Raw genomic sequence first — 22,574 nt, forward strand, 5'->3', positions numbered from 1 at the left:
GTGCGAGGCAAGAGGTCTCGCAAACGCAACCGTCCAGCGCGCCGCCCCCGGCCACGGCGCAGGCATTAAGTCACGGTTCACCGCGCACGGCGTTGGGAGAGAGGCATGAGGGGAATCAATCAGGTCATCACCGCCAGCGCCTTTGCGCTGCTTACGCTGTCCCTGGCACAGGCCGCATCCGCGCAGGAGCGCGCGCCCTGGAGCCTGCCCGCTGGCCCGGCCAGCCAGAGCGCGCCCGACGTGGCCGGCCCGGTCGATCCGGAGGACCCGACCACTCTGCCAGGCGGCGTGCAGCCGCTGCCGCCGCTGCCCATCCCCACGCAGTCGCCCGCGCCCGCTGCGCCCGCCCCATCGCCATCCGCCGCGCCGACGCCTGCGGCAGATCCTTCGGCCACGCCCACACCCGACGCTCGCCCCACAGCCCGGCAAGCCCCTTCCCCCGCCCCGTCCGAGCGGACTCGCCCCGAGCCGAGCCGCCCTGCGCAAGCCCGCCCTGCGCAAGAGAGTGCGCCGACACCCACCCCGCCCCGCGCCACACCGTCACCGGAGGACGCCGAGGCCCGCGAAACCGCGAGCCCGGTCGCTCCATCCCCCGCGCCGGAGCCAGCATCGGCCACGCCCACGCCCCCCGAAGCCACGTCCGAGGCATGGCCGCTGTGGTGGTGGGCCCTTCCCGCCGGGTTTCTGGCGCTGCTCGTTCTCGGCGGCTTCGCGCTGGCGCGGCGCAAGGATAAGGGCAAGAAGGCCGCGCCCCAACCTGCCACGCGTCCGGCAACCCGACCGACGCCGCGACCCGCAACCGCAACGACGCCATCGCCGGACGTGGCCCCGCCCACTCCGACTCCGGCCCCGGCTCCGGCTCCGGCTTCCAACCGCCCGCAGGCGCACGGCGAGATCGCCTTCGAGGCCGTCTCGCTGCGCCTCTCGCTCGTCTACGCCTCGCTGCGCTTCCGCTTCTCGCTGCGCGCGCTGACCGATATCCCGCCCGCCAACCTCCACGCCGACCTCACTTCCGCGCATGGCTCGGCCAGCCGCGAGGAGCAGCTCGCGCCCGCGCTGGAAGGCCTGCCCGTGATCGCCGCGATCCCGCGCCTCCAGGAAGGTGAGGACATCGTGCGCGAGGGCGAACTGCAACTCCCGCTGAACGCAATCCGCGCGGTCAATGAAGGCAATGCGCGCTTCTTCGTGCCGCTCGTGCGCCTCGCGCTCGTGGCCGACATGGCCCATCCCGAGGCGAGCGCGGACCAGCCCGAACTCGGCCTGGGGCTCGTCTTCACGGTCGGCCAGCCGGCCCGCGCGGGCGCCGATGCCCCAACCTCCGCCCTCGCGCCCATCCGCATCGACACCGGCCCGCGCGACATGGCCGTCCTCGACGTGCGCGAAATCGCGGCCGGGCGGCGCAAGCATCTCTTGCCTCTCGATTTCGCGGGCGCGCCCGGTTAGGCTGCGCGCTCATCCCCCTCACACGAAGCCTCCCCAAGCGAGGCGCGGAGTTGAACTTGAGCGACAGCACGGATCTGAAGACCACGCGCACGGCCACCCGGGTCGTGGGTGCGGGACGGCGCAAGGAATGGACAGGCGCCGTCGTCAACCCGCCAGTCTGGCGCGCCTCGACCCACCTTTACGAGGACACCGCCGCGCTTGCGCGCGGAAGCCAGTACAACGAGGACGGGCGCTTCTTCTACGGCCGTCGCGGCAGCCCGACGCAGTGGGCCTTGTGCGAGGCGCTCACCCAGCTCGAACCGGGGGCTGCGGGCACAGTCATCTACCCTTCGGGCGTCGCGGCGATCTCGGGCGTGCTGCTCACGCTTCTGAAACCGGGCGATGTTCTGCTCATCAGCGACAACGCCTACGACCCCTCCCGCTCGATGGGCACCGGACTCCTCGCCGATTTCGGGGTGGAGACGCGCTTCTTCGATCCGCTCGACATCGAGGGCTACAGCGCAGCCTTCTGCGCCAAGACCCGCGCCGTCCTGCTGGAGGCGCCGGGCAGCCTCTCCATGGAGATGTGCGACCTTCCTGAACTCGCCGGCATCGCGCGCGAAAAGGGCGCGATCTCGGTGCTCGACAACACCTGGGCGAGCCCGCTCGGCTTTGCCGCGCTGGAAAAGGGCATCGACATCTCGCTGATGGCGCTCACCAAGCACGTGGGCGGGCACTCGGACCTGATGATGGGCTCTGCAAGCGCGGGCCCCGAACTCTACGAAGCGCTGCGCAAGCGCGCGCAGCAGCTGGGCAATGTCGTCTCGCCCGACGACGCCGCGCTGGCCCTGCGGGGTCTTCGCACGCTGAGCCTGCGCCTGCGCCAGGAAGCGGCCAGCGCCCTCAAGATCGCGCAGTTCCTGCAAGAGCGCGCGGAAGTGGCGCAGGTCCTATGCCCGATGCTGCCCGGTGCGCCCGGCCACGATGTCTGGGCCCGCGATTTCACCGGCGGCTGCGGCCTCTTCAGCTTCGTCTTCCGGGGCGGCTCGATGGAGGACCGCAACCGCTTCGTCGACGCGCTCCAACTGTTCGGGATCGGCTTCTCCTGGGGCGGCTATGAAAGCCTCGCGCTTCCGATCCAGCCCAAGAGCGCGCGCTCGGTCATGCCCTGGCCGCCAGTCAGCGCCAACGACGCGGCCGCCGACCGCCATGGCGTGCGCCTTGCCATCGGCCTGGAGGATCCCGACGATCTCATTGCCGACATCGAACAGGCGCTTGCCGCCTGGCAGGGCGCATGAACGTCACCGCCGCACTGGCGGCCGCCGCGATGATGGCGAACGAGATGGCCGCAGGTAAGAGCCCCGATCCCGAGGCCACCGGGGACGTCCTCACCGCGCCCTCCCCGACGCCCACGGTCACCCAGTACGTCGAGCAGCCGCTGGCGGGCGCAGACGGCCTGCGCGATGCGGTTGCCTCGCACTCGAACACGATTGGCGGCTTCATCAACACGCTCGATGCCATCGCGATTGAGGTCGGCTCCACGCGCCTGTCGCTCTGGGACCTGGCTGTCGTGGCCATCGTCATGGCGCTGGTCATCTCGATCGCCTGGATGACAAGCAAGCTCTCGCACCGGGTGCTGAGCAGCGCGACGCGGCTCGACATGACGCAGCGCCTCCTCATCGAGAAGGGGTTGAGCCTGCTCATCTGGGGCATTGCCATCCTTGTCGGGATCGATGTTCTGGGGATCGACCTCACCGCGCTCACCGTGTTCTCGGGCGCGTTCGGCCTTGCCATCGGCTTTGGCCTGCAAAAGACCTTCGGCAACCTGATCGCAGGCATCATCCTGCTCATGGACAAGTCGATCAAGCCGGGCGATGTCATCGCGATCACCGACCAGGCGGGCAATTCCACTTTCGGGCAGATCCGCCGGATCGGCATCCGCGCGGTCTCGCTGACCACGCGCGACCAGAAGGAATACCTGATCCCGAACGAGAACCTGATGATCAATCAGGTCGAGAACTGGTCCTATTCCAGCCGCAACGTGCGCATCCAGGTACCGGTTGGGATTTCCTACAATTCCGACATCGACCGTGCAGAGAAGCTGATGCTGGAAGCCGCGCGCTCGGTGAAGCGCGTCCTCGATGCCCCGCCGCCCACCGCGTGGCTGGAATCCTACGGCGACAGCTCGGTGAACTTCATCATCCACTGCTGGATCACCGACCCCGAGGAAGGCATCGGCAACGTGCGTTCCGAGGTCCTCAAGACCCTGTGGCACAAGTTCCAGGAGGAAGGCATCGAGATCCCCTTCCCCCAGCGCGATATCAACCTGCGCACCAACGAGGCGCTGCGCGACCTGGTCGAAGCCCTGCGCGGCCGCGAGGGGCGCTGAGCCTCAAGCCGACGCGCTCGGGCCGTTGCACTTTGCCCGCGGGGCCGGTTCAGTCGTCGTGGCGGCGGTTGTGCATCTGCCCGGTGGCGGACGGCGCGGCAACGAAGCGCGGCCGGTCGCGGCGCTCCATCTCCAGCCGGTTGCGGCCCTTCGCCTTGGCGGTGAAGAGCGCCATTTCGGCGCGCTCCATCGTCGAATCGAGATCCTCCGAGATCTGCGCGACACCCGCACTGGCGGTAATCGCGAATTCGCATTCGCCCACCTTCTGGCGGCGTTCGGCCAGCGTCGTCACCACGCGCGAGCAGATCGCCTCGGCCTGTTCGGCGGTGGTGCGCGGGAGGAGCACGGCAAAGCGCTCCGAGCCGATCCGCGAGATGATGTCGTCACCGCGCAGCATCTCGCGCAGCAGGTCGGCAAAGACGCGCAGCACCGCATCGCCGGTGTGCTGGCCGTACTTCATGTTGATCGAGCGGAAGAAGTCGAGACTGAAAAGGCCAAGGCACCCCTTCATCTCGCTGCCCAGCATGTGTTCGAGCATCGAGACGAACGCGGACCGGTTGGTCAGGCGCGTCAGCGTATCGGTGTAGGTCGCCGCGAAGAGCTGGTCACGCAGCTCGCGCTGCTCGTCGATGCTGCGCATCAGGCTGATCGCGCCATAGACCTCGCCGCTCTCGTCGCGCAGCGCCCGCGCCCGGAAGCGGTACCAGCTTTCGCGCTGGTCGGGGGTGTGCGCGGCGACCTCGATCCAGGCCCCGTCCTCACCGCCTGCAACCGCATTGCCGTGGGCGTGGGCGACCTGCGACTTGCCCTCCTCGCCGACAAGATCGAGCAGGTGTACGCCGACATGGGCGTTGGTGCCGACATCGAAGCCGAGCTGCGCGATCGCGGGGGAGGCATCGACGATGTACCCCTTGAGGTCGGTCTTGACGACGATGTCCCCGCTGCCATCGGCCAGGAGCCGATAGAGCGCGACACCTTCCTGGAGATTGAGCTTCTCGATCACCGCGTGCGCCCGGTCACCTAGAGTTCGATCATGATCCGCACCTTTTCAGGGGCGGTTTCGACTGCGCTGGCGATCTGTTCGCGGCAGCGCGCGATGAGTTCGGCAAGCCCCGGTGTGAAACGGTCGGGGCGCAGATCATCAACGGGGACGCCAAGGGCATCGGCAATTCCGCTCATGCGCTCCTCGATGGGGCGCGCCCGGCCCTGCTCCCAGGCCCACACGGTGGGCTTGCTCACGCCCAGCTGGCTCGCGAGTTCGCCCTGGGTGAGCCCACGCAGCTTGCGCAGACGGTGGATCCGCTCGCCCAGGCTCTCCCCGCCGACCGTCGTGTCGGGCGCGGGATGGGCCGGCAGGACGCCAGTCTGGAGCTGGACTGCGCTGCGCAGTTCGACCGCGCTCAACGCGCTTTCGGGCACCGGCGCCAGGAAGGCACAGCCGTAGAGCCGGCCGCTCGACCAGATAACGCGCGCGGGCAGCGCGCCCACTTCGGGAAGGGCGATCTCCAGCGTCTCGCCGATCTCGAGGTTCTCCTCGGTCTCGAGCAGCGCGCCGGTCTCGCTGAAATTGTGGATGGCGACCTGCGCCTCGCTTCCAGAAGGCAGCTTACCACGGGTTTCCAGGAACAGGCGCCGACGCTGCGCGCGCGCCAGCCCCGATGGGTCCTCGACGGTATCGAAATGAGCGGCAATGGCCAAGGTCACGGTACTCCACTAAGGGGTGAAGCACTGGCGCATCGGGGTAAAGATTCCGTTAGCACGACCCTATAATTGCATGCCGGGCAGCTAACCCGGTGAACCCGCAAAGCGCATAAAGCCTTGTACCCTTGCGGACTACGCGGAACGGAACCGTTATCTGCGCATTCAATGTTTACAATCCTGTAACCAGCACGCCCCTAGGTACGCTGCAAATGATTGGGGCGCATCTCACGTGTTAGCGATTCTTTCCTGCATCCAGGACCAGCATGAAGTGCGCTTCGTGATCGTGGCCGGATTGATCTGTATTCTCTCGGCCGCGACCACGGTCCTCTTGTTGCGTCACGCCCGCGAGGCAGTCCTGCGCGAACGCCTCAACTGGATTGCCCTTGCCGGGGTCTCCTCGGGCTTCGGGATTTGGGCCACGCACTTCATTGCCATGCTCGGCTACGCGCCGGGGGTGATCATGGGCTACGACACGCTCCTGACGCTGCTCTCGCTTGTCCTGGTCGTGGTCACGTCGACGCTGGCCTACGCCACCGTGATGCGCACGGGACGCCCCAACACGGCATCGATCACGCTGAGCGCCATCCTGTGCGGGAGCGGCGTCAGCGCGATGCACTACTGCGGGATGCTGGGCCTGGAACTGCCGGCCCGAATCTCCTGGGACGGGACCTATATCGTCGCCTCGATCCTCGCCTCCATACTCCCCCTCTTCCCCGCCTTTCACCTGGGTCTCAAGCGCCGCGGCACCGTCAGCTTTGCAGGCGCCGCAGCGCTTCTCGCGCTGTCCGTCGTGGCCCTGCACTTCATCGGCATGACCGGCCTCACGGTGATCCCTGCCAACCTGCCCGTCCACACCAACTTCATCTCCCCGCGAGCCATGGCCTTTGCGGTCAGCGTGATCTCGATGGGCCTGGTCGGCCTGGCCATCACCGTGGTCATCCTCGTGCGCAAGACCGAGGCCGTGATCCGCGCCAGCGAGCGCCAGTTCACCCTGCTGGTCAAGGGCATCTCGGACTACGCGCTCTACATCCTTGATCTCGAGGGAAGGGTCGCCAGCTGGAACGCCGGCGCAGAGCGCCTCAAGGGCTACACCCGCGAGGAGGCGCTGGGCCGCGAACTGGGCAGCTTCTATACCCCCGAAGACCGCAAGGCTGGCCTTCCCGAACGTGCCCTGGGGATTGCCGCGAGCACCGGCAAGTTCACCGGCGAGGGCTGGCGCATGCGCCGCGACGGAACGCGGTTCTGGGCCCAGGTCACGATCGAACTGCTCAAGGACGAGAAAGGCCGCTCGATCGGCTACGCCAAGATCACCCGCGACGTCACCCAGCACAAGGAAGCGCAGGACCGCATCAATGCGATCGGCATGCAGCGCGACGCCGCCCTTGACCATATGCACCAGGGCCTGTGCCTGTTCGACGCCGACGAACGCCTGGCGCTCTTCAACACCCGCTTCCTGGAAATGTACGATCTTGGCCCGGATGACCTTCGGATCGGCATGACGCAGGACGAGGTGATCGAGGCCGCGCGCACCTCCGGCCTTGGCCAGTCGCTGGCCCCCGATCACCTCGAAACGACCGGCAATCTCGTCCAGATGAGCCTGCGCGACCCCAGCCTGTCCCCGGTCATGGCTGAATATTCGGACAGCTTCATCGTCTCGATCGCCAGCCGCCGCCTGCCCGACGGGGGCTGGGTCTCGACCTTCGATGACATCACCAACCAGCGCAAGTCCGAGGCGCGCATCGAGCACATGGCGCTGCACGACGGGCTCACCGGGCTTCCCAACCGGACCCGCCTCAACCTGTGGCTGGAGGAATCGATCGCGACCGCCCGCCACCATGGGCGCAAGCTGGCCATCGCGGTGTTCGACCTCAATCGCTTCAAGGACATCAACGACAGCTTCGGCCACGCCTGGGGCGATATCGTCCTTGCCGAGATCGCACGCAGGCTGAACGAGACCCTCGCCGACGGCGAATTCGCCGCGCGGCTGGGCGGCGACGAGTTCGGCGCCGGCAAGATCTACACCACCGATACCCAGCTCACCGAATTCCTGCGCCGTCTCGAACGCTGCTTTGCCGAGCCGATCGAGCACGAGGGCCAGACCCTCCATTTCGGCGCCAGCATCGGCGTTTCCACCTTCCCGGATGACGGGATCGACCGCGAAACGCTTCTCAACAACGCGGATCTCGCGATGTACCGCGCCAAGGGCCAGATCGGCGAGAACGTGTGCTTCTACGAGCCGAGCATGGACGAGAGCGCGCGGGCGCGGCGCAAGCTCGCCAGTGACCTGCGCCAGGCCATCGAGCGCAACGAACTGGAGCTTCTCTACCAGCCGCAGTGCTACATCGAAGGCGGAAAGCTTTCAGGGTACGAAGCGCTCCTGCGCTGGCATCACCCGACCCGGGGCCTGGTCTCGCCGGTCGAATTCATCCCCATTGCCGAGGAAGCCGGCCTCATCCTGCCCATCGGCGAATGGGTGCTGCGCCAGGCCTGCCTGGAAGCCAGGCGCTGGGACAACGACCTGCGCATTGCGGTCAACCTCTCAGGGATCCAGCTGGTCCAACCCGACATCGCCCAGACGGTCACCCGCGTCCTGCTCGAAACCGGCCTACCGCCACGACGCCTCGAGCTCGAGATCACCGAGACCTCGATCATCTCGGACAAGGCCCGGGCCCTGCACAACCTGCGCCAGATCAAGGCCCTGGGCGTCGCCATTGCCATGGACGACTTCGGTACCGGCTATTCCTCGCTCGACACCCTGCAGTCCTTCCCCTTCGACAAGATCAAGATCGACAAGTCGTTCCTGCTCCAGTCCGACAGCAACGCGCAGGCCCAGGCCATCATCCGCGCGGTGCTCGGACTTGGCCAGTCGCTGCAGATCCCGGTCCTCGCCGAAGGGGTGGAGACAGCGGGCCACCTCGACCTTCTGGTGAGCGAAGGCTGCCACGAGGCTCAGGGCTATTTCCTGGGCCGCCCCGGCCATGCGCCAAGCCGACTTCTGGCCGAAAGCAGCCTTTCCACCGGCGAGAGCCCGCATGGCCCGCTCATCACCGCGACACCTCTCACCGCCACCTGAGGACAGGACACCGCCCCTGCCCTCAGGCCGCAAGCCTCCGAAAACGGCCCCTTTCACGGGGCACTAAAGATGCCTTTGGGCACACCCAAGGCATTCTGGCTGGCATCACCTTAGCAAGCTGGCCATGTCGGGGACCATGACCGTTCATTCCGCTCTTCCCGGCCACGCGGGGCCTGTCGGCACCGTCCACCTGGTCGGCGCCGGTCCCGGCGACCCCGACCTGCTCACGCTGCGCGCGGCGCGGCTGGTGATGGGCGCCGCGCTCATCGTCCACGATGGCCTCGTCGATCCGCGCATTCTCGAGATGGCGCGCCCCAATGCCCGCCTCGTCTCGGTCGCCAAGAGCCGTTCGCGCCACACCATGAAGCAGGAGGACATCAACGCCCTGCTGGTGACCGAAGCCCTTGCCGGGCAGGACGTGGTGCGCCTCAAGGGCGGCGATCCCTTCGTGTTCGGCCGGGGCGGCGAGGAAGCCGAAGCCTGCCGCGCAGCCGGTGTGCCGATAGAGGTCGTGCCCGGTATCTCTTCCGCGCTGGGTGCTTCGGCCGCGAGCCAGATCCCGCTCACCCACCGCGACCACGCCTCGATCGTCAGCTTCGTTGCGGGCCAGTGCAAGGGCCTGTCCGAGCAGGACTGGTCGGGCCTTGCCGGCAAGGGCCGCACGCTGGTGATCTTCATGGGCCTCGCCACGGCCGCCCAGATCAGCGAGAAGCTGATGGGCGATGGCCTGGCCCCCGATGTTCCCGTCGCCGTCATCGAGAAGGCGACCCGTTCCGACATGCGCGTCCTGCGCGCCCCTCTTGCCGGACTTGCCGAACTGGTCGCCGACCACGCCGTCAAGAGCCCGGCTCTCATCGTTATCGGCGAGGTTGCCCGCATCGAGGGCGGCCTTGCCGACCATACCATTCGCGCCATGGCGCTGGAGGCAGAGCAGTGAAGATCGTGACCGCAAATGACCTCAAGAGCGGGGCCGTCATCTGGTGGACCGGCGTGGGCTGGTCGCTCGATGTCGACGAAGCCGCCGATGTGGGGGATGATGGCGCCAAGGTCATCGCCCGCGAGGAAGGCGCGCAGAACGCCGTCTCGGCCTACGTGATCGACGCCGAGAAGGACGACCAGGGCGTGCGCCCCGCGCACATCAAGGAACGCATCCGCGCCTTCGGCCCGACGGTCCGCCTGGACCTGACGGTCAAGCCCGCCGACGCCAACGCCGTGAACTGGGTGATCTGATGTACAAGTACGACGAATATGACCAGCAGATGGTCGACACGCGCGTCGCGGAATTCCGCGACCAGGTGCGCCGCCGCCTTGCCGGTGAACTGACCGAGGACCAGTTCAAGCCGCTGCGCCTGCAGAACGGCCTGTACCTCCAGCTCCACGCCTACATGCTGCGCGTCGCGGTGCCCTATGGCACGATGAACTCGGCGCAGATGAAGGTGCTGGGCGACATCGCGGACAAGTACGACCGCGGCTACGGCCACTTCACCACGCGCACCAACATCCAGTACAACTGGATCAAGCTGGAAGACACGCCCGACGCGCTGGCCGATCTCGCCAAGGTCGAGATGCACGCCATCCAGACCAGCGGCAACTGCATCCGCAACATCTCCTCGGACCAGTACGCGGGCGCTTCGGCCGACGAAGTCGTCGACCCGCGTCCCTACGCCGAGCTGCTGCGCCAGTGGTCGAGCTTCCACCCCGAATTCCTGGTCCTGCCGCGCAAGTTCAAGATCGCGGTCATCGCCAGCGAGATCGACCGCGCCGCGATGCGCCTGCACGACATCGGCATCAACCTCGTCAGGAACGAGGCGGGCGAGGTCGGCGCCGAGTTCTACGTGGGTGGCGGCATGGGCCGCACGCCGTTCGTGGCCAAGAAGATCAAGGACTTCGTGCCCATCGACCAGATGGTCACCTATGCCGAGGCCTGCGTGCGCGTCTACAACCGCTATGGCCGCCGCGACAACAAGTACAAGGCGCGCATCAAGATCCTCGTCCACGAGCTGGGCCTTGAGGCCTACTCGAAGGAAGTGGACGCCGAATTCGCGCACCTGCTTACCCAGCCGATCGAGCCGCCGCTCGCCGAGCTGGAGCGCATCCAGGCGATGTTCGTCGACCCCGCCTTCGAGACCGGCCTGTCGGACGACCTGGACCTTTCCGATCCCGATTTCCGTCTCTGGGTGGAGCGCAACACCTTCGCCCACAAGGCGCCGGGCTATGTCATCGCGAACGTCTCGCTCAAGCCCATCGGCGGCATTCCCGGCGATGCGACGAGCGACCAGATCCGCCTGATGGCTGAGCTTGCCAAGGACTACAGCTTCGATGAACTGCGCGTCACCCACGCCCAGAACATCGTCTTCCCGCACGTCAAGAAGAGCGATCTCTACGCGCTGTGGCAGAAGCTGGAGAAGGCCGACCTCTCGACGCCCAACCTCGACACCGTGGGCGACATCATCGCCTGCCCGGGCCTCGACTACTGCAGCCTTGCCAACGCGCGCTCGATCCCGGTCGCGCAGAAGATCTCCGAGCGCTTCGGCAGCGCCGAGCGTCAGGCCGAAATCGGCGAACTCAAGCTCAAGATCTCGGGCTGCATCAACGCCTGCGGGCACCACCACGCGGGCCACATCGGCATCCTCGGCGTCGACAAGAAGGGCAAGGAGAACTACCAGCTCCTGCTCGGCGGATCGGAAGGGGCGGACACCTCGCTCGCCAAGATCACCGGCCCCGGCTTCGACGAGGACGGGGTGGTCGACGCCACCGAAAAGGCCATCGACGTCTACCTTGCCAACAAGCAGGGCGATGAGCGCTTCCTCGACACCTACCGCCGTATCGGCATGGCCCCGTTCAAGGAGGCAATCTATGGTTGATGTACAGTTCCGCTTCCGCGACGACGAAGCGGTCAACGATCCCGCCGTGACGGTCAGCGCCTTCACCGAGCAGTCCAACGCCACCGCCGTGCGCATCGAGCCCAGCGACGATGCCCGCGACCTTCTGCCCTCGCTCGACCGGCTTGCGCTGGTCGAGGTGGCCTTCCCGGCCTGGACCGACGGGCGCGGCTATTCCTCGGCGCGCATCCTGCGCGAGGCGGGCTACACCGGCGAACTGCGCGCCACCGGCGATCTGGTGATCGATATGCTGCACCACATGCGCCGCTGCGGGTTCGATGCCTTCGCCCCCGAAAAGCCGCTCAACACCAGCGATGCCGAAGCCGCCTTCGCGCGCTGGGAGAATGTGTACCAGGCAACGGTCGTCGATGGCCGTGCGCCGATCTGGGCCAAGCGCCACCCGGCGTAAGGTCCCCGCTGTCAGGAGGGAGTACCCGATGACCGAACAGAACGACACCCAAGGCCGCATCCGCGACCGCATCGAGACCGGACCTCGCTTCGTCGAGGCCGACGCGGTGCGCCTCAACCGCCTCTTCCGCGGCACCGACACGAGCGAGATGCTCGAGACGCTGCTCAAGGAAGGCATGGCGGGCGACGTGGCGCAGGTGTCGAGTTTCGGCGCGGAAAGCGCGGTGCTCCTCCACCTCGTCAGCCGGATCAATCCGAACCTGCCGGTGCTCTTCCTGGAAACGGGCAAGCACTTCCCCGAGACCCTCGCCTATCGCGACGACCTCGTGGAACGTCTTGGCCTCAAGAACCTCGTCAACCTGACGCCCGACGAAGAGGAACTGGCCAAGAAGGACGAGAGTGGCCTTCGCTGGTCCTACGACCCCGACGGCTGCTGCGAGATCCGCAAGGTCAAGCCGCTGGCCAAGGCGCTCGCCGGGTTCGATGCGACGATCACGGGCCGCAAGGCCTTCCAGTCGTCCACCCGCAAGACCCTGCCCCGCTTCGAAATCGACACCACCGACGAGCAGGGGCGCCTGAAGATCAACCCGCTGATCGACTGGAGCCCCGAACGGCTCGAGGCCTACATCCAGGAATTCGACCTGCCGCCCCACCCGCTGGTGGCGCAGGGCTATCCCTCGATCGGCTGCATGCCCTGCACCAGCAAGGTCGCGCCGGGTGAAGACCCGCGCTCGGGCCGCTGGAGGGGCTGGGACAAGACCGAGTGCGGCATTCACAAGCCCGGCGAAGACGGCAACGGCCCCGCCAGCGATTTGCCGCCCGGCTTCGACCCGGTGTTCTGAGGAACAGCCGCGCAGAATAAGAAAAAGGGGCGAGCCCGGCCTGGGCCCGCCCCTTTTTTCGTGGCTCCGGGCCTCGTCAGCCGATGCGGATGGTCTTCTTGACCTGGTTGATCTCGCCCCAGTCGGCGACTTCGACCTGCAGCGTGTCGATCACCTCGCCGCTTTCGGACTGGAGCGTGACTTCGCCGCTGACCGGCCCGCTCTCACCGTCCTTGCGGGTGAGGATCGCAGAGACCGTATGCTCGCCCGGCGTGAGGTTGGCGGCGGCCTCCTCCTCGCCCAGGTCGAGGATCTGGCCATCGACCATCAAGAGAAGATTCTGTGCATTTGCCGAACGTGCCGGCCGTACACTGATGCGCACGTCACCCATGGAAATTTCCCCTAGTACAGTTTGCCGGGGTAACTTTCCCGGCGGCAGGCCTTCCTTAGCGAGCACTTGGCCCCACCGCCAGAAGTCCCGCGCGTCCACTTGGGCGGTCTAACGGACAATTTCACATATCCTCGTTGGCAAAGGGGACTGATCTCGCCACCTCTTCTGCCATCCCCCGTGTTGGCGCAAACCGAGGGCGGACAGCCGCCAAGCCCGCATCCGGGCGATACATCACACTTGCATGCGCCACGTCGATACTTGCGCCATTTGCACCATCTGCACGCACAAAGCGCAAGGTTTCCCCCTCCAGCCCGGACCGCCTTTGCTCTATATTGCGGCGCAACATGACCGTACAGACCTTGCCCCCCTCCCAGCCGGTTCACCCGGCTCTCGTCATTCTCGCGCTTGCCGTGGGTGCCTTTGCCATCGGCACCACCGAGTTCGCCGCGATGAGCCTCCTCCCCTATTTCGCGCGCGACCTTGGCCTGACCGACCCGCAGGCGGGCCACGCGATCAGCATGTATGCGCTGGGCGTCGTGGTCGGTGCGCCGATCTTCTCGGTGCTGGGCGCGCGCCTGTCGCGCCGCACCATGCTGATCGGCCTCATGGCGATCTTCGCGGTCGGCAACGCGCTGAGCGCCATGGCCTCGAGCTATTCGACGCTGCTCCTTTTCCGCTTCCTCGCCGGGCTTCCCCACGGCGCCTTCTTCGGCGTCGCCGCCCTCGTCGCGGCCTCGCTCGTGCCCGCCAAGAAGCGCGCGCAGGCCGTCGCCAAGGTGTTCCTGGGCCTGACCATCGCCACCATCATCGGCGTGCCTGCGGCCAACCTGCTCGGCCAGATCGTGGGCTGGCGCTATGGCTTTGGCATCGTCGCGTTCCTGGCGATGGCCACGATGGCGCTCGTCGCGCTCTATGCCCCGCGCCACGGTGCCGATCCCGACGCCAGCCCTTTACGCGAACTGGGCGCCTTCAAGCGCCCGCAGGTGCTGCTCACGCTGCTGACCGGGGTGATCGGATTTGGCGGCATGTTCTGTGTCTACACCTACCTCGCCTCGACCATGATCGAGGTGACGAAGACCCCCGAAACGCTCGTCCCCGTGGTCTTGGCCGTCTACGGCGTGGGCATGACGGCGGGCAACCTGTTCTGGGCCTGGCTTGCCGACCGCGACCAGGACCGCGCCGCGATCATCGCCTTCGTGTGGGTCGCGATTGCGCTCGCCCTGTTCCCGCTCGTGGTCGAGAACGTCTGGCTGCTCGCTATCGACGTCCTGCTCATCGGCTTTGGCGGCGGCCTTGGCACGATCCTGCAGACGCGCCTGATGGACGTGGCAGGCGACGCGCAGGCGCTGGCCGCGGCCGCGCACCACAGCGCCTTCAACACCGCCAACGCGCTCGGCCCCTGGCTGGGTGGCCTCGCCATCACGGCAGGCCTGGGCCTCCCCTCCACCGGCTGGATCGGTGCCGTGCTCTCGCTCGGCGGGCTGGCCGTCTACCTCGTGACGCTCACGCTCTACCGCCGTGACCAGCGTCAGGCCGCGCTCGCCATGGCTTGAGCGGACGCTCATCGGACACCACAAGAAAGGGGCCGGAAAGCAACGCTTCCCGGCCCCTTTTTCATTCATCGTGGCAAAGCCGATCAGTCGATCATCATCAGGCTGGCGTTGCCGCCTGCCGCCGTGGTGTTGATCGAGATCGACACTTCCTCAAGCAGCCAGGCAAGACCCGGCCCCGGACGGCCCGCCGCGTGGACCGGCACGATCGGCCCGGGACGCTCGGCCATGTCGGCGCAGGCCTTCAGCAGCGCGTCCTTGCCGCCTTCGACAAGGCAGGCGGCCAGCGGCTCATCGGGTTCGGGCTTGAAGGAGGCGGCGATGCTGTCGGGCAGGCCTTCGGGAAGGTCCATACCCTCGACGCTCGCGGTGTTGCCGGTGGCCAGCACCAGCGCCATCATGCGCACGAGCCCCGAGCGGGTCTTGGGCCGCAGCAGGATGCGCCCGCGCGGATGGAGCGCGTATTCGTTGCGCTCGCCCACAGGGCCGGGCAGCTCCATCTGCACACCAAGGCGGCTTGCAGTATGGATCGCGCGGGCCTGAGCGGCACCTTCGAACCACTCCTTCTTGGCGAGCCAGCCGACGAACTCGTCGACGAGCGGCATGCGCACGCCCGAGGGCGGCAGGACCAGCGGCGCCTGCCGCACGAGACGCCCAAGGTACAAGGGGCCGCCCGCCTTGGGGCCGGTGCCCGACATGCCGCGCCCGCCGAAGGGCTGGACGCCGACGATGGCGCCGACCTGGTTGCGGTTGACGTAGCGGTTGCCCGTACGGATGCGCGAGAGGACGTGCGCCACGGTCCCGTCCATGCGGGTGTGCAGGCCGAAAGTCAGGCCATAGCCGGTCGCGTTGATCGAATCGATCAGCGCATCGAGGTTCTTGCGCTTGAAGCGCAGGACATGAAGGACCGGTCCGAAGACCTCCTGTTCCACATCCTCGACGCTGTCGATCTCGATGATCGTGGGCGCAACGTAGGTGCCCTTGGCGCAGTCCTCACCCAGATCGACCTGGTGGATCGTGTGGCCGCGCGAACGCATCGTCTCGATGTGCTCGTTGATCTTGTCGCGCGCCTCCTGCGTGATGACAGGGCCGACATCGACCGAAAGACGATCCGGGTTGCCGACTTCCAGTTCAGCGAGCGCGCCCTTCAGCATATTCAGCGTGTTGCTGGCGATCTCGTCCTGGAGGCACAGGATGCGCAGCGCCGAGCAGCGCTGGCCCGCGCTGTCGAAGGCCGAGACGATGACATCGCCCACGACCTGCTCGGCAAGCGAGGTGGAATCGACGATCATCGCGTTCTGGCCGCCGGTTTCCGCGATCAGCGGGATCGGGTGACCCTCGTCCGAAAGACGGGTCGAAAGCTGCTTCTGGATCAGGCGCGCCACTTCGGTGGAGCCGGTGAACATCACGCCTGCCACTTCCGGCTGCTCGATCAGCGCGGCACCAATGGAGCCGTCGCCGGGCAGAAGCTGGAGCGCGTCGCCCGGAATCCCCGCCTGGTGCAGGATGCGCACGGCTTCGGCCGCGATCAGCGGGGTTTCCTCGGCGGGCTTCGCCAGCACGGTGTTGCCCGCGACCAGCGCGGCCGCCACCTGGCCTGTGAAGATCGCCATCGGGAAGTTCCAGGGGCTGATGCAGACCACCGGCCCCAGCGGCACTTGCGCGGCGCCGAAGGTCTGGCGCGCCTGCAGCGCGTAGTAGTTGAGGAAGTCGACCGCCTCGCGCACTTCGGCAATGGCGTTGGCCGCCGACTTGCCCGCCTCACGCATAGCAAGGCCCATGAGCACGGGCATCTCATCCTGCATGACCTTCGCGGCGCGCTCAAGGATGGCCGCGCGCTCGGAAACGGGGGTGTTGGACCATTCGCTTGCCGCCGCGCGCTTCATCGCGGCCTCGGCCATTTCGGCCGGGGTCTCGATCACCGTGCCCACGACATCGTCGTGGTCGGCCGGATTGATGACGTCCTTGCCCTCACCCTCGGCGCCATCGGCCGCGGCCTGCCAGGGGTGGGCCACCGTTCCCGCGAGCTTGATGGTGAGATCGGCCAGCACCGCATCGTCGGCAAGGTCGAGCCCGGCCGAGTTGGCGCGGTCGGGATAGATCTCGCTCGGCAGGTCGATCTTGTCGTGCTTGCCCGCCGGATCGTCGAGTTCGAGGAGCGATTCCACCGGGTCCTCGACCAGCGTCGCGACATCCACCTTGGGATCTGCGATGCGGTTGACGAACGAGGAGTTCGCCCCGTTCTCGAGCAGGCGCCGCACGAGGTAGGCCAGCAGCGTCTCATGCGTGCCGACCGGCGCATAGATGCGGCAGGGACGCGCCAGATTGTCCTTGGAGACCACGTGCGAATAGAGCGCCTCGCCCATGCCGTGAAGGCACTGGAATTCGTACTGCTCGACCGTGAAGGTCTCCGGCTTCGCCATGTGGTAGATGGTCGAGAGCGTCTGCGCATTGTGGGTCGCGAACTGCGGGTAGATCTCGTCCGGCGCGGCCAGCAGCTTGCGGGCCGAGGCGATGTAGGCGACGTCGGTGTGGCGCTTGCGGGTGAAGACCGGGAAGTCGGACTGCCCGTCGACCTGCGCGCGCTTGATCTCCGCGTCCCAGTAGGCGCCCTTGACCAGACGCACCATGATGCGCCGGTCGGCGCGCCTGGCCAGGTCGATCAGCCAATCGATCACCTGCGGGCAGCGCTTGCCATAGGCCTGGACCACGAAGCCAAGGCCATTCCAACCGGCCAGGTCCTTGTCGAGCGCCAGCGATTCCAGAAGGTCCAGCGAAAGCTCAAGGCGATCCGCCTCTTCGGCATCGATGTTGAAACCGATGTCGTAGCCCTTGGCGAGAAGCGCCAGTTCCTTGACGCGCGGGAGCAGTTCATCGACCGCCCGGCCCGCCTTCATGCGCATGTAGCGCGGGTGGAGGGCGGAGAGCTTAATCGAGATACCGGGGCCCTTGTAGACGCCCTTCCCCTTGCCCGCCGCGCCAATGGCGTGGATCGCGTTCTCGTAATCCTCGTAGTAGTCCTTGGCCGCCTTGTCCGTGACCGCCGCCTCGCCCAGCATGTCGTAGCTATAGCGGAAACCCTTGGCTTCCAGCTCCTTGGCGCGCTTGATCGCCTTGGCAATGGTCTGTCCGGTAACGAATTGCTCGCCCATCATGCGCATGGCAATGTCGACGCCGCGGCGCACAACCGGCTCACCGGCGCGGCCGATCAGGCGGTTGAGCGCGCGCGCCAACCCCTGATCATCGACGCTGCCGTCGATGCCGCCATAGAGCTTGCCCGCCACGACCAGGCCCCAGGTCGCCGCGTTGACGAAGAGCGAGCGGTCCCCGCCCATGTGCTCGCGCCACTGGCCCTTGCCGATCTTGTCGCGGATCAGCGCATCGCGCGTGTCGTCGTCAGGGATGCGCAGCAGCGCCTCGGCCAGACACATCAGCGCCACGCCCTCCAGACTGGAGAGCGAGTACTCGTACATCAGCGCGTCGACACCGCCCAGCTTGGCCTGCTGCTTCTGCTTGGCGCGCAGCATCTCGACCAGATCGGCCGCGGTCTTGCGGATGGAATCGCGCATTTCACCGGGGAAGCTCGCCGCCTCGATCAGGGGGGCCATCGCTTCGCCCTCCTCGCGTCGGCAGGCTCCGGTGACCGCACGTCGCAAGGCGCTGGGCTCGCGCACGGGTGGGGCGAAGGAGGCGAAGGGCGTGTGCTTGGTTTGTGTCGCGGTCATGATCCCAGATTATCTTTTTTGCAGTTGGCAGTCTGCCTTTTCGGCGTCTATTTCCAAAGCGTCTGGGCTAAAGTTTAGTTTCATCTTGGGCGATTTGGATGGTCAGAAAAACGTTTGCAGGCGATCTGGACGAGGTGGATCGCCGAATTATTGCGGTATTGCGCGAAGATGGGCGCAAAACCGTCACCGATCTGGCGCGCGAGGTCGGTATCTCGAAAACCCCCTGCCAGATCCGCATGCGGCGGCTGATCGAGAGCGGTGTGATTCGCGGCTTTCAGGCCGTCGTCGATCCCGCGACCCTGGGCCTCGATCACATCGCCTTTGTCGAGATCGGCCTTGCCAGCACGCACGAGAAGGCGCTCACGGACTTCAACGAGGCGGTGCGGCGCATCCCCGAGGTGGAGGAGTGCCACATGATCGCGGGCAGCTTCGACTATCTGCTCAAGGTGCGCACGCTCGACATGCGCCGCTATCGCAAGGTCATGGGCGAGAAGATCACCAATCTCCCCCATGTCGCGACGACCTCCACCTTCGTGGTCATGGAAGCGGTAAAGGAAGTGCACGGCTAGCCTGGCCTTGTGTGCGAATCGGGTCCGCGTGGGCACGTCCCACCGGGCCTGACACGAGCCAGGCCAGATCCCGGCGACGCAAAATGCCTGCCGGGAGGGCGCGCGCGTGTCTTGGCGGCGAACATGCCTCCTGCCCCGCCCCCATGCGGGAAGCCCCTTCACATCACGCCCGCGTGCGCTCGCCAATGCTGCAGCCCAGCATGGATGAAACGCACCGCAAGCTGCCACAGGCTAATGAATAATCGGATTACCATATGAGCAAACATCCGCACCGCAGCGAATACTATTGAACATAGCACCAATCTCACAATTCCACGTATGACGCCGAAGTAACATAAATGTAATGACACCATTACGGACGACTTAGGGTTCTTTTAGAAGACCGCATCTGCTAGGGGCGCGTTCCGCATTTGGGGGAACCAGCCAGAGAACCGACACCACGGTCGGCGGATGGGAAGAGAATTATCCTTGCAGGCAGGACCAGACCGCCGGGCCACCCAGGTGGTCTCCACCCGCGCCCGTACCGGCGCATCCTTGCACGCGCAGCCCGCGCGCTTCTGACGCTCATCGGCACGCTCGCGCTTGCCCTCTCGGGCACGTCGGCCACCTCGGCCGACGCGCAAGGCAAGGCACCCGCCTTCACGCACGAAGAGGCACTGGCCAGCGACAACGGCTATACCACGCTGGAATGGGACGCGGAGCGCCCGGTCGTGGTGCGTCAGGCCTCCACCCCGGCCATGAGCGCAGCGCGCACCATCTTCGAAGGGACCGGCACCCGCCTCTTCGTCAGCGGACTGGCCGATGGCGACTACTATTTCACCATCGCCGATGCCGCGCCGGGGGCCGCACCCTCGCCCCCGCTGCACCTGGCGGTCACGCACCAGTCGCTCTCCCGTGCGCTCTGGCTGACGGCTCTGGGCGCGCTGGTCTTCGCGGCCACCGTCTTCGTCCTGATCCGCGGGGCTCGCCGTGAGCGTTGAACAGGCCCTTCTTCCGCCCTGGCTTGGCTGGACGCTGCTGCTGGGCTTCTCGGTGCTGTGGATCGGGCTTGGCGTCTACTGGGGGCGGCGTAACAAGAGCTTCGAGGACCATGCCCTGGCCGGGCGCAACATCGGCCTTGCGCTCGGCTCGGCGACAGCGGCGGCGACCTGGATCACCTCGAACACGACGATGCTCGCCCCGCAGATGGCGCTGCAGCTGGGCGTGTGGGGGATGCTCGCCTATTCAACCGCCTCGCTCGGCCTGTTCCTCTTCGCGCCCATGGCCGGGCGCATCCGCCAGCTCATGCCGACCGGCTACACCAGCGGCGACTTTTTCCGCCTGCGCTATGGGCGCGTGGCCTGGGGCATCTTCCTCGCCTTCACGCTGTTCTATTCGCTCACCTGGCTGGTCTCGATGGCGATGGCGGGCGGCATCCTCCTCAACACGCTTTCGGGCATTCCCTATGGCTGGGGGATGAGCGTGATCCTGGCCGTGTGCGTGGCCTACACGATGCGCGGAGGTCTGGGCGCGGTCATTGGCACCGACTTCATCCAGAGCCTCATCATCATCATCGGCATCGTCGTGGTCGGCATTGCCGTCCTTGCGCATGTGGGCGTTGAGGAAATCCACGCCAACCTTTCGCGCGAGCGGCCCGAGCTTCTCAACGTGCTCTTCCCCGCCGCCCTCATGGCGATCTTCAACAACCTGCTCTTCGGCCTTGGCGAGGTGTTCCACAACAACGTGTGGTGGAGCCGCGCCTTCGCCTTCCGCGAGGGCGTGGCGGGCAAGGCATTCGCGCTGGGCGGGCTGATCTGGTTCCCCATTCCCTTTGCCGCGGGCTTCATCGCGCTGGCCTCGGGCGCGCTCGACGTGCCTGTCCCCAGCGCCGACATGGTCGGTCCGCTGGTGGTGGCCAAGGTCCTGGGCCTTGGCGGCGCGGTGGGCATCTTCGTCATCGTCTTCTGCTCGCTCGCCTCCTCGATCGACAGCCTGCTGGCGGCCACCTCGGACCTTCTGACCGAGGACGTCTACCGTCGCCTGCTGCGCCCCTCGGCCAGCCCGGAGACGCTCAAGGCCTCCGCGCAGTGGATCACGCTGGGCCTTGGCCTTTTCACCTGGCTGGTCTGCCTGCCGCGCATTGGCACGCTCGCTTCGGTGCTGTTCTTCGCAGGGCCGCTGGTAGGCGCGATGATCTGGCCCATCGTCACCGGCCTCTACTGGCGCCGCGCCACCCCAACAGGGGCAGTGGGCGGCATGCTGCTGGGCGCCGGTATCGGCCTCGTCAGCTACTTCGCCATCGGTTTCTACGTCGCCTCGCTCGTTGCCACGGCCGTCTCGATGGTCTGGGTGCTCGCCTGCGCGCTTCTGTCCCGCTCCCGTTTCGACTGGAGCCAACTGCGAGAGGCCTCCTGATGACCTTCTCAAGTTCCTTCCTGGCCCTGCTGGTCTACGGATCGCTGGGCTGGTGCATGTTCACCGCGCTCGGCCTCGCCGCCCTGCTCATCCGCGACATCCGGCGCGGAGAGATCTGGTGAGCCGCGACGTTTCCCCCGCCTCGCACGTCTGCCACGCGCCGGTCATCGTCAAGCGACCGGGCAAGATCGGCAATTGCCCCAACCCGGCCGACTACATCGCCAACGCGCCGCAGATCCGCCGCGCCGTGCTCGACCGGCTGCGCGGCCAGTCCGTCCTCTCCGCCGCGCTGTTCGACAAGGACCTCCTGACCGAACTCGCGAAGTTCGCCGCCTATCTCCAGCTCAAGCGCTTCGAGGTGGGAACCGCGATGAGCGACAAGATCATGGCCGCCGCCTTCTTCGAGCCCTCCACCCGCACGCGCCTCTCCTTCGAAAGCGCGATGCTGCATCTGGGCGGCAAGACGATCAGCGTGGCCGATGGCAAGACGACCGGCGTCGCCAAGGGCGAATCGATGCGCGACATCGGGCAGATGTTCAATTCCTACGCCGATGTCGTGGTGGTGCGGCACACCGAGCAGGCCGCCCTGTCCGAAATGTGCGAGTACCTGCGCGTGCCGCTCATCAACGGGGGCAACGGTTCGGACGAGCACCCCACCCAGGCGCTGGCCGACTGGTACGCGCTCCTGAAATGGCGCCCCGAGATCACCTTCGGCCGCCTGCCCGAGGAATTCCGCCTCAACATCGGCATCATCGGCACCCCGGGCAACATGCGCACGGTCAAGAGCTTCCTGATGCTCGCCCTGCTCTTCCACGAGAACATCAACCGCATCACCATCTTCTCCGAGATGGCCGATCCCTTGGGCGAGGAACTGCGCGAGCTGACCAAGAACAGCCCGATCACCATCGGCTTCTCGCAAAGCCTGACGCAAAATCTCGAATACCTCGACGTCATCTACATGAACGCCATTGCCTATATCGGCGATGGCTACCGCTTCTTCGCCGACGCCTTCTCGCTCTCGTCCGAGAGCCGGATCAAGCCCGACACGGTGATCCTCCACCCGCTGGCGCGCGGGCTCGAACTCGACGTCAGCCTCGATGACACCCCCCACAACCTCTACTTCAACCAGGCCGATGGGGCCGTGTGGATCCGCCAGGCGCTGCTCCTCGCGATCTTCGGGCGGGTGGCCGATGTCGTGCCCCCCGACATGCTCGACAACGAGCCCCTCCCCAATACCTGAGTGCCCAGC

The 22,574-nt window shown here is 66.6% G+C and carries 19 protein-coding genes; 15 read left to right on the plus strand and 4 right to left on the minus strand.

The annotated features are described in order from the left end of the window. Window positions 1-105: 105 nt before the first annotated feature. The 3 genes from LC060_RS19045 to LC060_RS19055 are packed head-to-tail and all read left to right on the plus strand — an operon-like array spanning window position 106 to window position 3,811. Window positions 106-1,443, plus strand: a complete 1,338-nt coding sequence (locus tag LC060_RS19045) for a hypothetical protein (RefSeq protein WP_226638295.1) — start codon at window positions 106-108, stop codon at window positions 1,441-1,443. 50 nt (window positions 1,444-1,493) lie between these two features. Beyond that, entirely contained in the window at window positions 1,494-2,720 is a 1,227-nt protein-coding gene (gene metC, locus LC060_RS19050) for a cystathionine beta-lyase (RefSeq protein ID WP_226638296.1), read from the plus strand. A 44-nt stretch (window positions 2,721-2,764) separates the two neighbouring features. Further along, window positions 2,765-3,811 (plus strand): mechanosensitive ion channel family protein, encoded by a 1,047-nt coding sequence (locus LC060_RS19055; RefSeq protein ID WP_413465140.1) that lies wholly within the window; start codon window positions 2,765-2,767, stop codon window positions 3,809-3,811. A gap of 49 nt (window positions 3,812-3,860) precedes the next feature. On the opposite strand, the gene LC060_RS21090 is transcribed toward LC060_RS19055, so the two are convergent. Both LC060_RS21090 and LC060_RS19065 read right to left on the minus strand, forming a co-directional pair. After that, window positions 3,861-4,814 (minus strand): GGDEF domain-containing protein, encoded by a 954-nt coding sequence (locus tag LC060_RS21090; protein ID WP_226638297.1) that lies wholly within the window; start codon window positions 4,812-4,814, stop codon window positions 3,861-3,863. Between the two features lie 17 nt (window positions 4,815-4,831). Continuing rightward, entirely contained in the window at window positions 4,832-5,515 is a 684-nt protein-coding gene (locus LC060_RS19065) for a helix-turn-helix domain-containing protein (RefSeq protein WP_226638298.1), read from the minus strand. Between the two features lie 226 nt (window positions 5,516-5,741). Between LC060_RS19065 and LC060_RS19070 the strand changes: the two genes are divergently transcribed. The 6 genes from LC060_RS19070 (at window position 5,742) to LC060_RS19095 (ending at window position 12,717) form a co-directional block, all read left to right on the plus strand. Then, window positions 5,742-8,585, plus strand: a complete 2,844-nt coding sequence (locus LC060_RS19070) for an EAL domain-containing protein (protein ID WP_226638299.1) — start codon at window positions 5,742-5,744, stop codon at window positions 8,583-8,585. A 136-nt stretch (window positions 8,586-8,721) separates the two neighbouring features. After that, window positions 8,722-9,522 carry a uroporphyrinogen-III C-methyltransferase gene (gene cobA, locus LC060_RS19075; RefSeq protein ID WP_226638300.1) on the plus strand — a complete coding sequence of 267 codons (801 nt, stop codon included), beginning with the start codon at window positions 8,722-8,724 and terminating at the stop codon, window positions 9,520-9,522. Next, on the plus strand, window positions 9,519-9,815 hold the full coding sequence (locus tag LC060_RS19080; protein WP_226638301.1) for a DUF2849 domain-containing protein: 297 nt from the start codon (window positions 9,519-9,521) through the stop codon (window positions 9,813-9,815). Before cobA ends, LC060_RS19080 begins: the two co-directional genes overlap by 4 nt. Continuing rightward, entirely contained in the window at window positions 9,815-11,449 is a 1,635-nt protein-coding gene (locus tag LC060_RS19085) for a nitrite/sulfite reductase (RefSeq protein ID WP_226638302.1), read from the plus strand. The genes LC060_RS19080 and LC060_RS19085 overlap by 1 nt, the downstream gene beginning before the upstream one ends. Further along, a complete protein-coding gene (locus tag LC060_RS19090; RefSeq protein ID WP_226638303.1) occupies window positions 11,442-11,876 on the plus strand; it encodes a DUF934 domain-containing protein in 435 nt (144 codons plus the stop codon). The genes LC060_RS19085 and LC060_RS19090 overlap by 8 nt, the downstream gene beginning before the upstream one ends. A 28-nt stretch (window positions 11,877-11,904) precedes the next feature. Then, window positions 11,905-12,717 (plus strand): phosphoadenylyl-sulfate reductase, encoded by an 813-nt coding sequence (locus tag LC060_RS19095; protein WP_226638304.1) that lies wholly within the window; start codon window positions 11,905-11,907, stop codon window positions 12,715-12,717. 76 nt (window positions 12,718-12,793) lie between these two features. Here the strand turns inward: LC060_RS19095 and LC060_RS19100 are convergent, their stop codons facing one another. Next, on the minus strand, window positions 12,794-13,087 hold the full coding sequence (locus tag LC060_RS19100) for a hypothetical protein (protein ID WP_226638305.1): 294 nt from the start codon (window positions 13,085-13,087) through the stop codon (window positions 12,794-12,796). A 344-nt stretch (window positions 13,088-13,431) separates the two neighbouring features. On the opposite strand from LC060_RS19100, the gene LC060_RS19105 reads away from it, so the two are divergent. Next, window positions 13,432-14,640 (plus strand): MFS transporter, encoded by a 1,209-nt coding sequence (locus tag LC060_RS19105; RefSeq protein WP_226638306.1) that lies wholly within the window; start codon window positions 13,432-13,434, stop codon window positions 14,638-14,640. An 83-nt stretch (window positions 14,641-14,723) separates the two neighbouring features. Here the strand turns inward: LC060_RS19105 and putA are convergent, their stop codons facing one another. After that, window positions 14,724-18,362: a bifunctional proline dehydrogenase/L-glutamate gamma-semialdehyde dehydrogenase PutA gene (gene putA / locus LC060_RS19110; RefSeq protein ID WP_226638307.1), complete on the minus strand. Its 3,639-nt coding sequence runs from the start codon at window positions 18,360-18,362 to the stop codon at window positions 14,724-14,726. 98 nt (window positions 18,363-18,460) lie between these two features. On the opposite strand from putA, the gene LC060_RS19115 reads away from it, so the two are divergent. The 5 genes from LC060_RS19115 to LC060_RS19130 all read left to right on the plus strand — a co-directional run bounded on the left by LC060_RS19115 (window position 18,461) and on the right by LC060_RS19130 (window position 22,565). Next, window positions 18,461-18,931 carry an Lrp/AsnC family transcriptional regulator gene (locus tag LC060_RS19115; RefSeq protein ID WP_226638308.1) on the plus strand — a complete coding sequence of 157 codons (471 nt, stop codon included), beginning with the start codon at window positions 18,461-18,463 and terminating at the stop codon, window positions 18,929-18,931. A 410-nt stretch (window positions 18,932-19,341) separates the two neighbouring features. Next, a complete protein-coding gene (locus LC060_RS19120) occupies window positions 19,342-19,911 on the plus strand; it encodes a hypothetical protein (RefSeq protein WP_226638309.1) in 570 nt (189 codons plus the stop codon). Beyond that, window positions 19,901-21,325, plus strand: coding sequence for a sodium:solute symporter family protein (locus LC060_RS19125; protein ID WP_226638310.1), 1,425 nt, complete (start codon window positions 19,901-19,903; stop codon window positions 21,323-21,325). Before LC060_RS19120 ends, LC060_RS19125 begins: the two co-directional genes overlap by 11 nt. Further along, window positions 21,325-21,447: a hypothetical protein gene (locus tag LC060_RS20990; RefSeq protein ID WP_264191994.1), complete on the plus strand. Its 123-nt coding sequence runs from the start codon at window positions 21,325-21,327 to the stop codon at window positions 21,445-21,447. The genes LC060_RS19125 and LC060_RS20990 overlap by 1 nt, the downstream gene beginning before the upstream one ends. Further along, window positions 21,444-22,565 carry an aspartate carbamoyltransferase gene (locus LC060_RS19130; protein ID WP_226638311.1) on the plus strand — a complete coding sequence of 374 codons (1,122 nt, stop codon included), beginning with the start codon at window positions 21,444-21,446 and terminating at the stop codon, window positions 22,563-22,565. The genes LC060_RS20990 and LC060_RS19130 overlap by 4 nt, the downstream gene beginning before the upstream one ends. Window positions 22,566-22,574: the final 9 nt, after the last annotated feature.

The sequence above is a fragment of the Novosphingobium profundi genome (assembly GCF_020524485.1).
GTDB lineage: Bacteria > Pseudomonadota > Alphaproteobacteria > Sphingomonadales > Sphingomonadaceae > Novosphingobium > Novosphingobium profundi_A.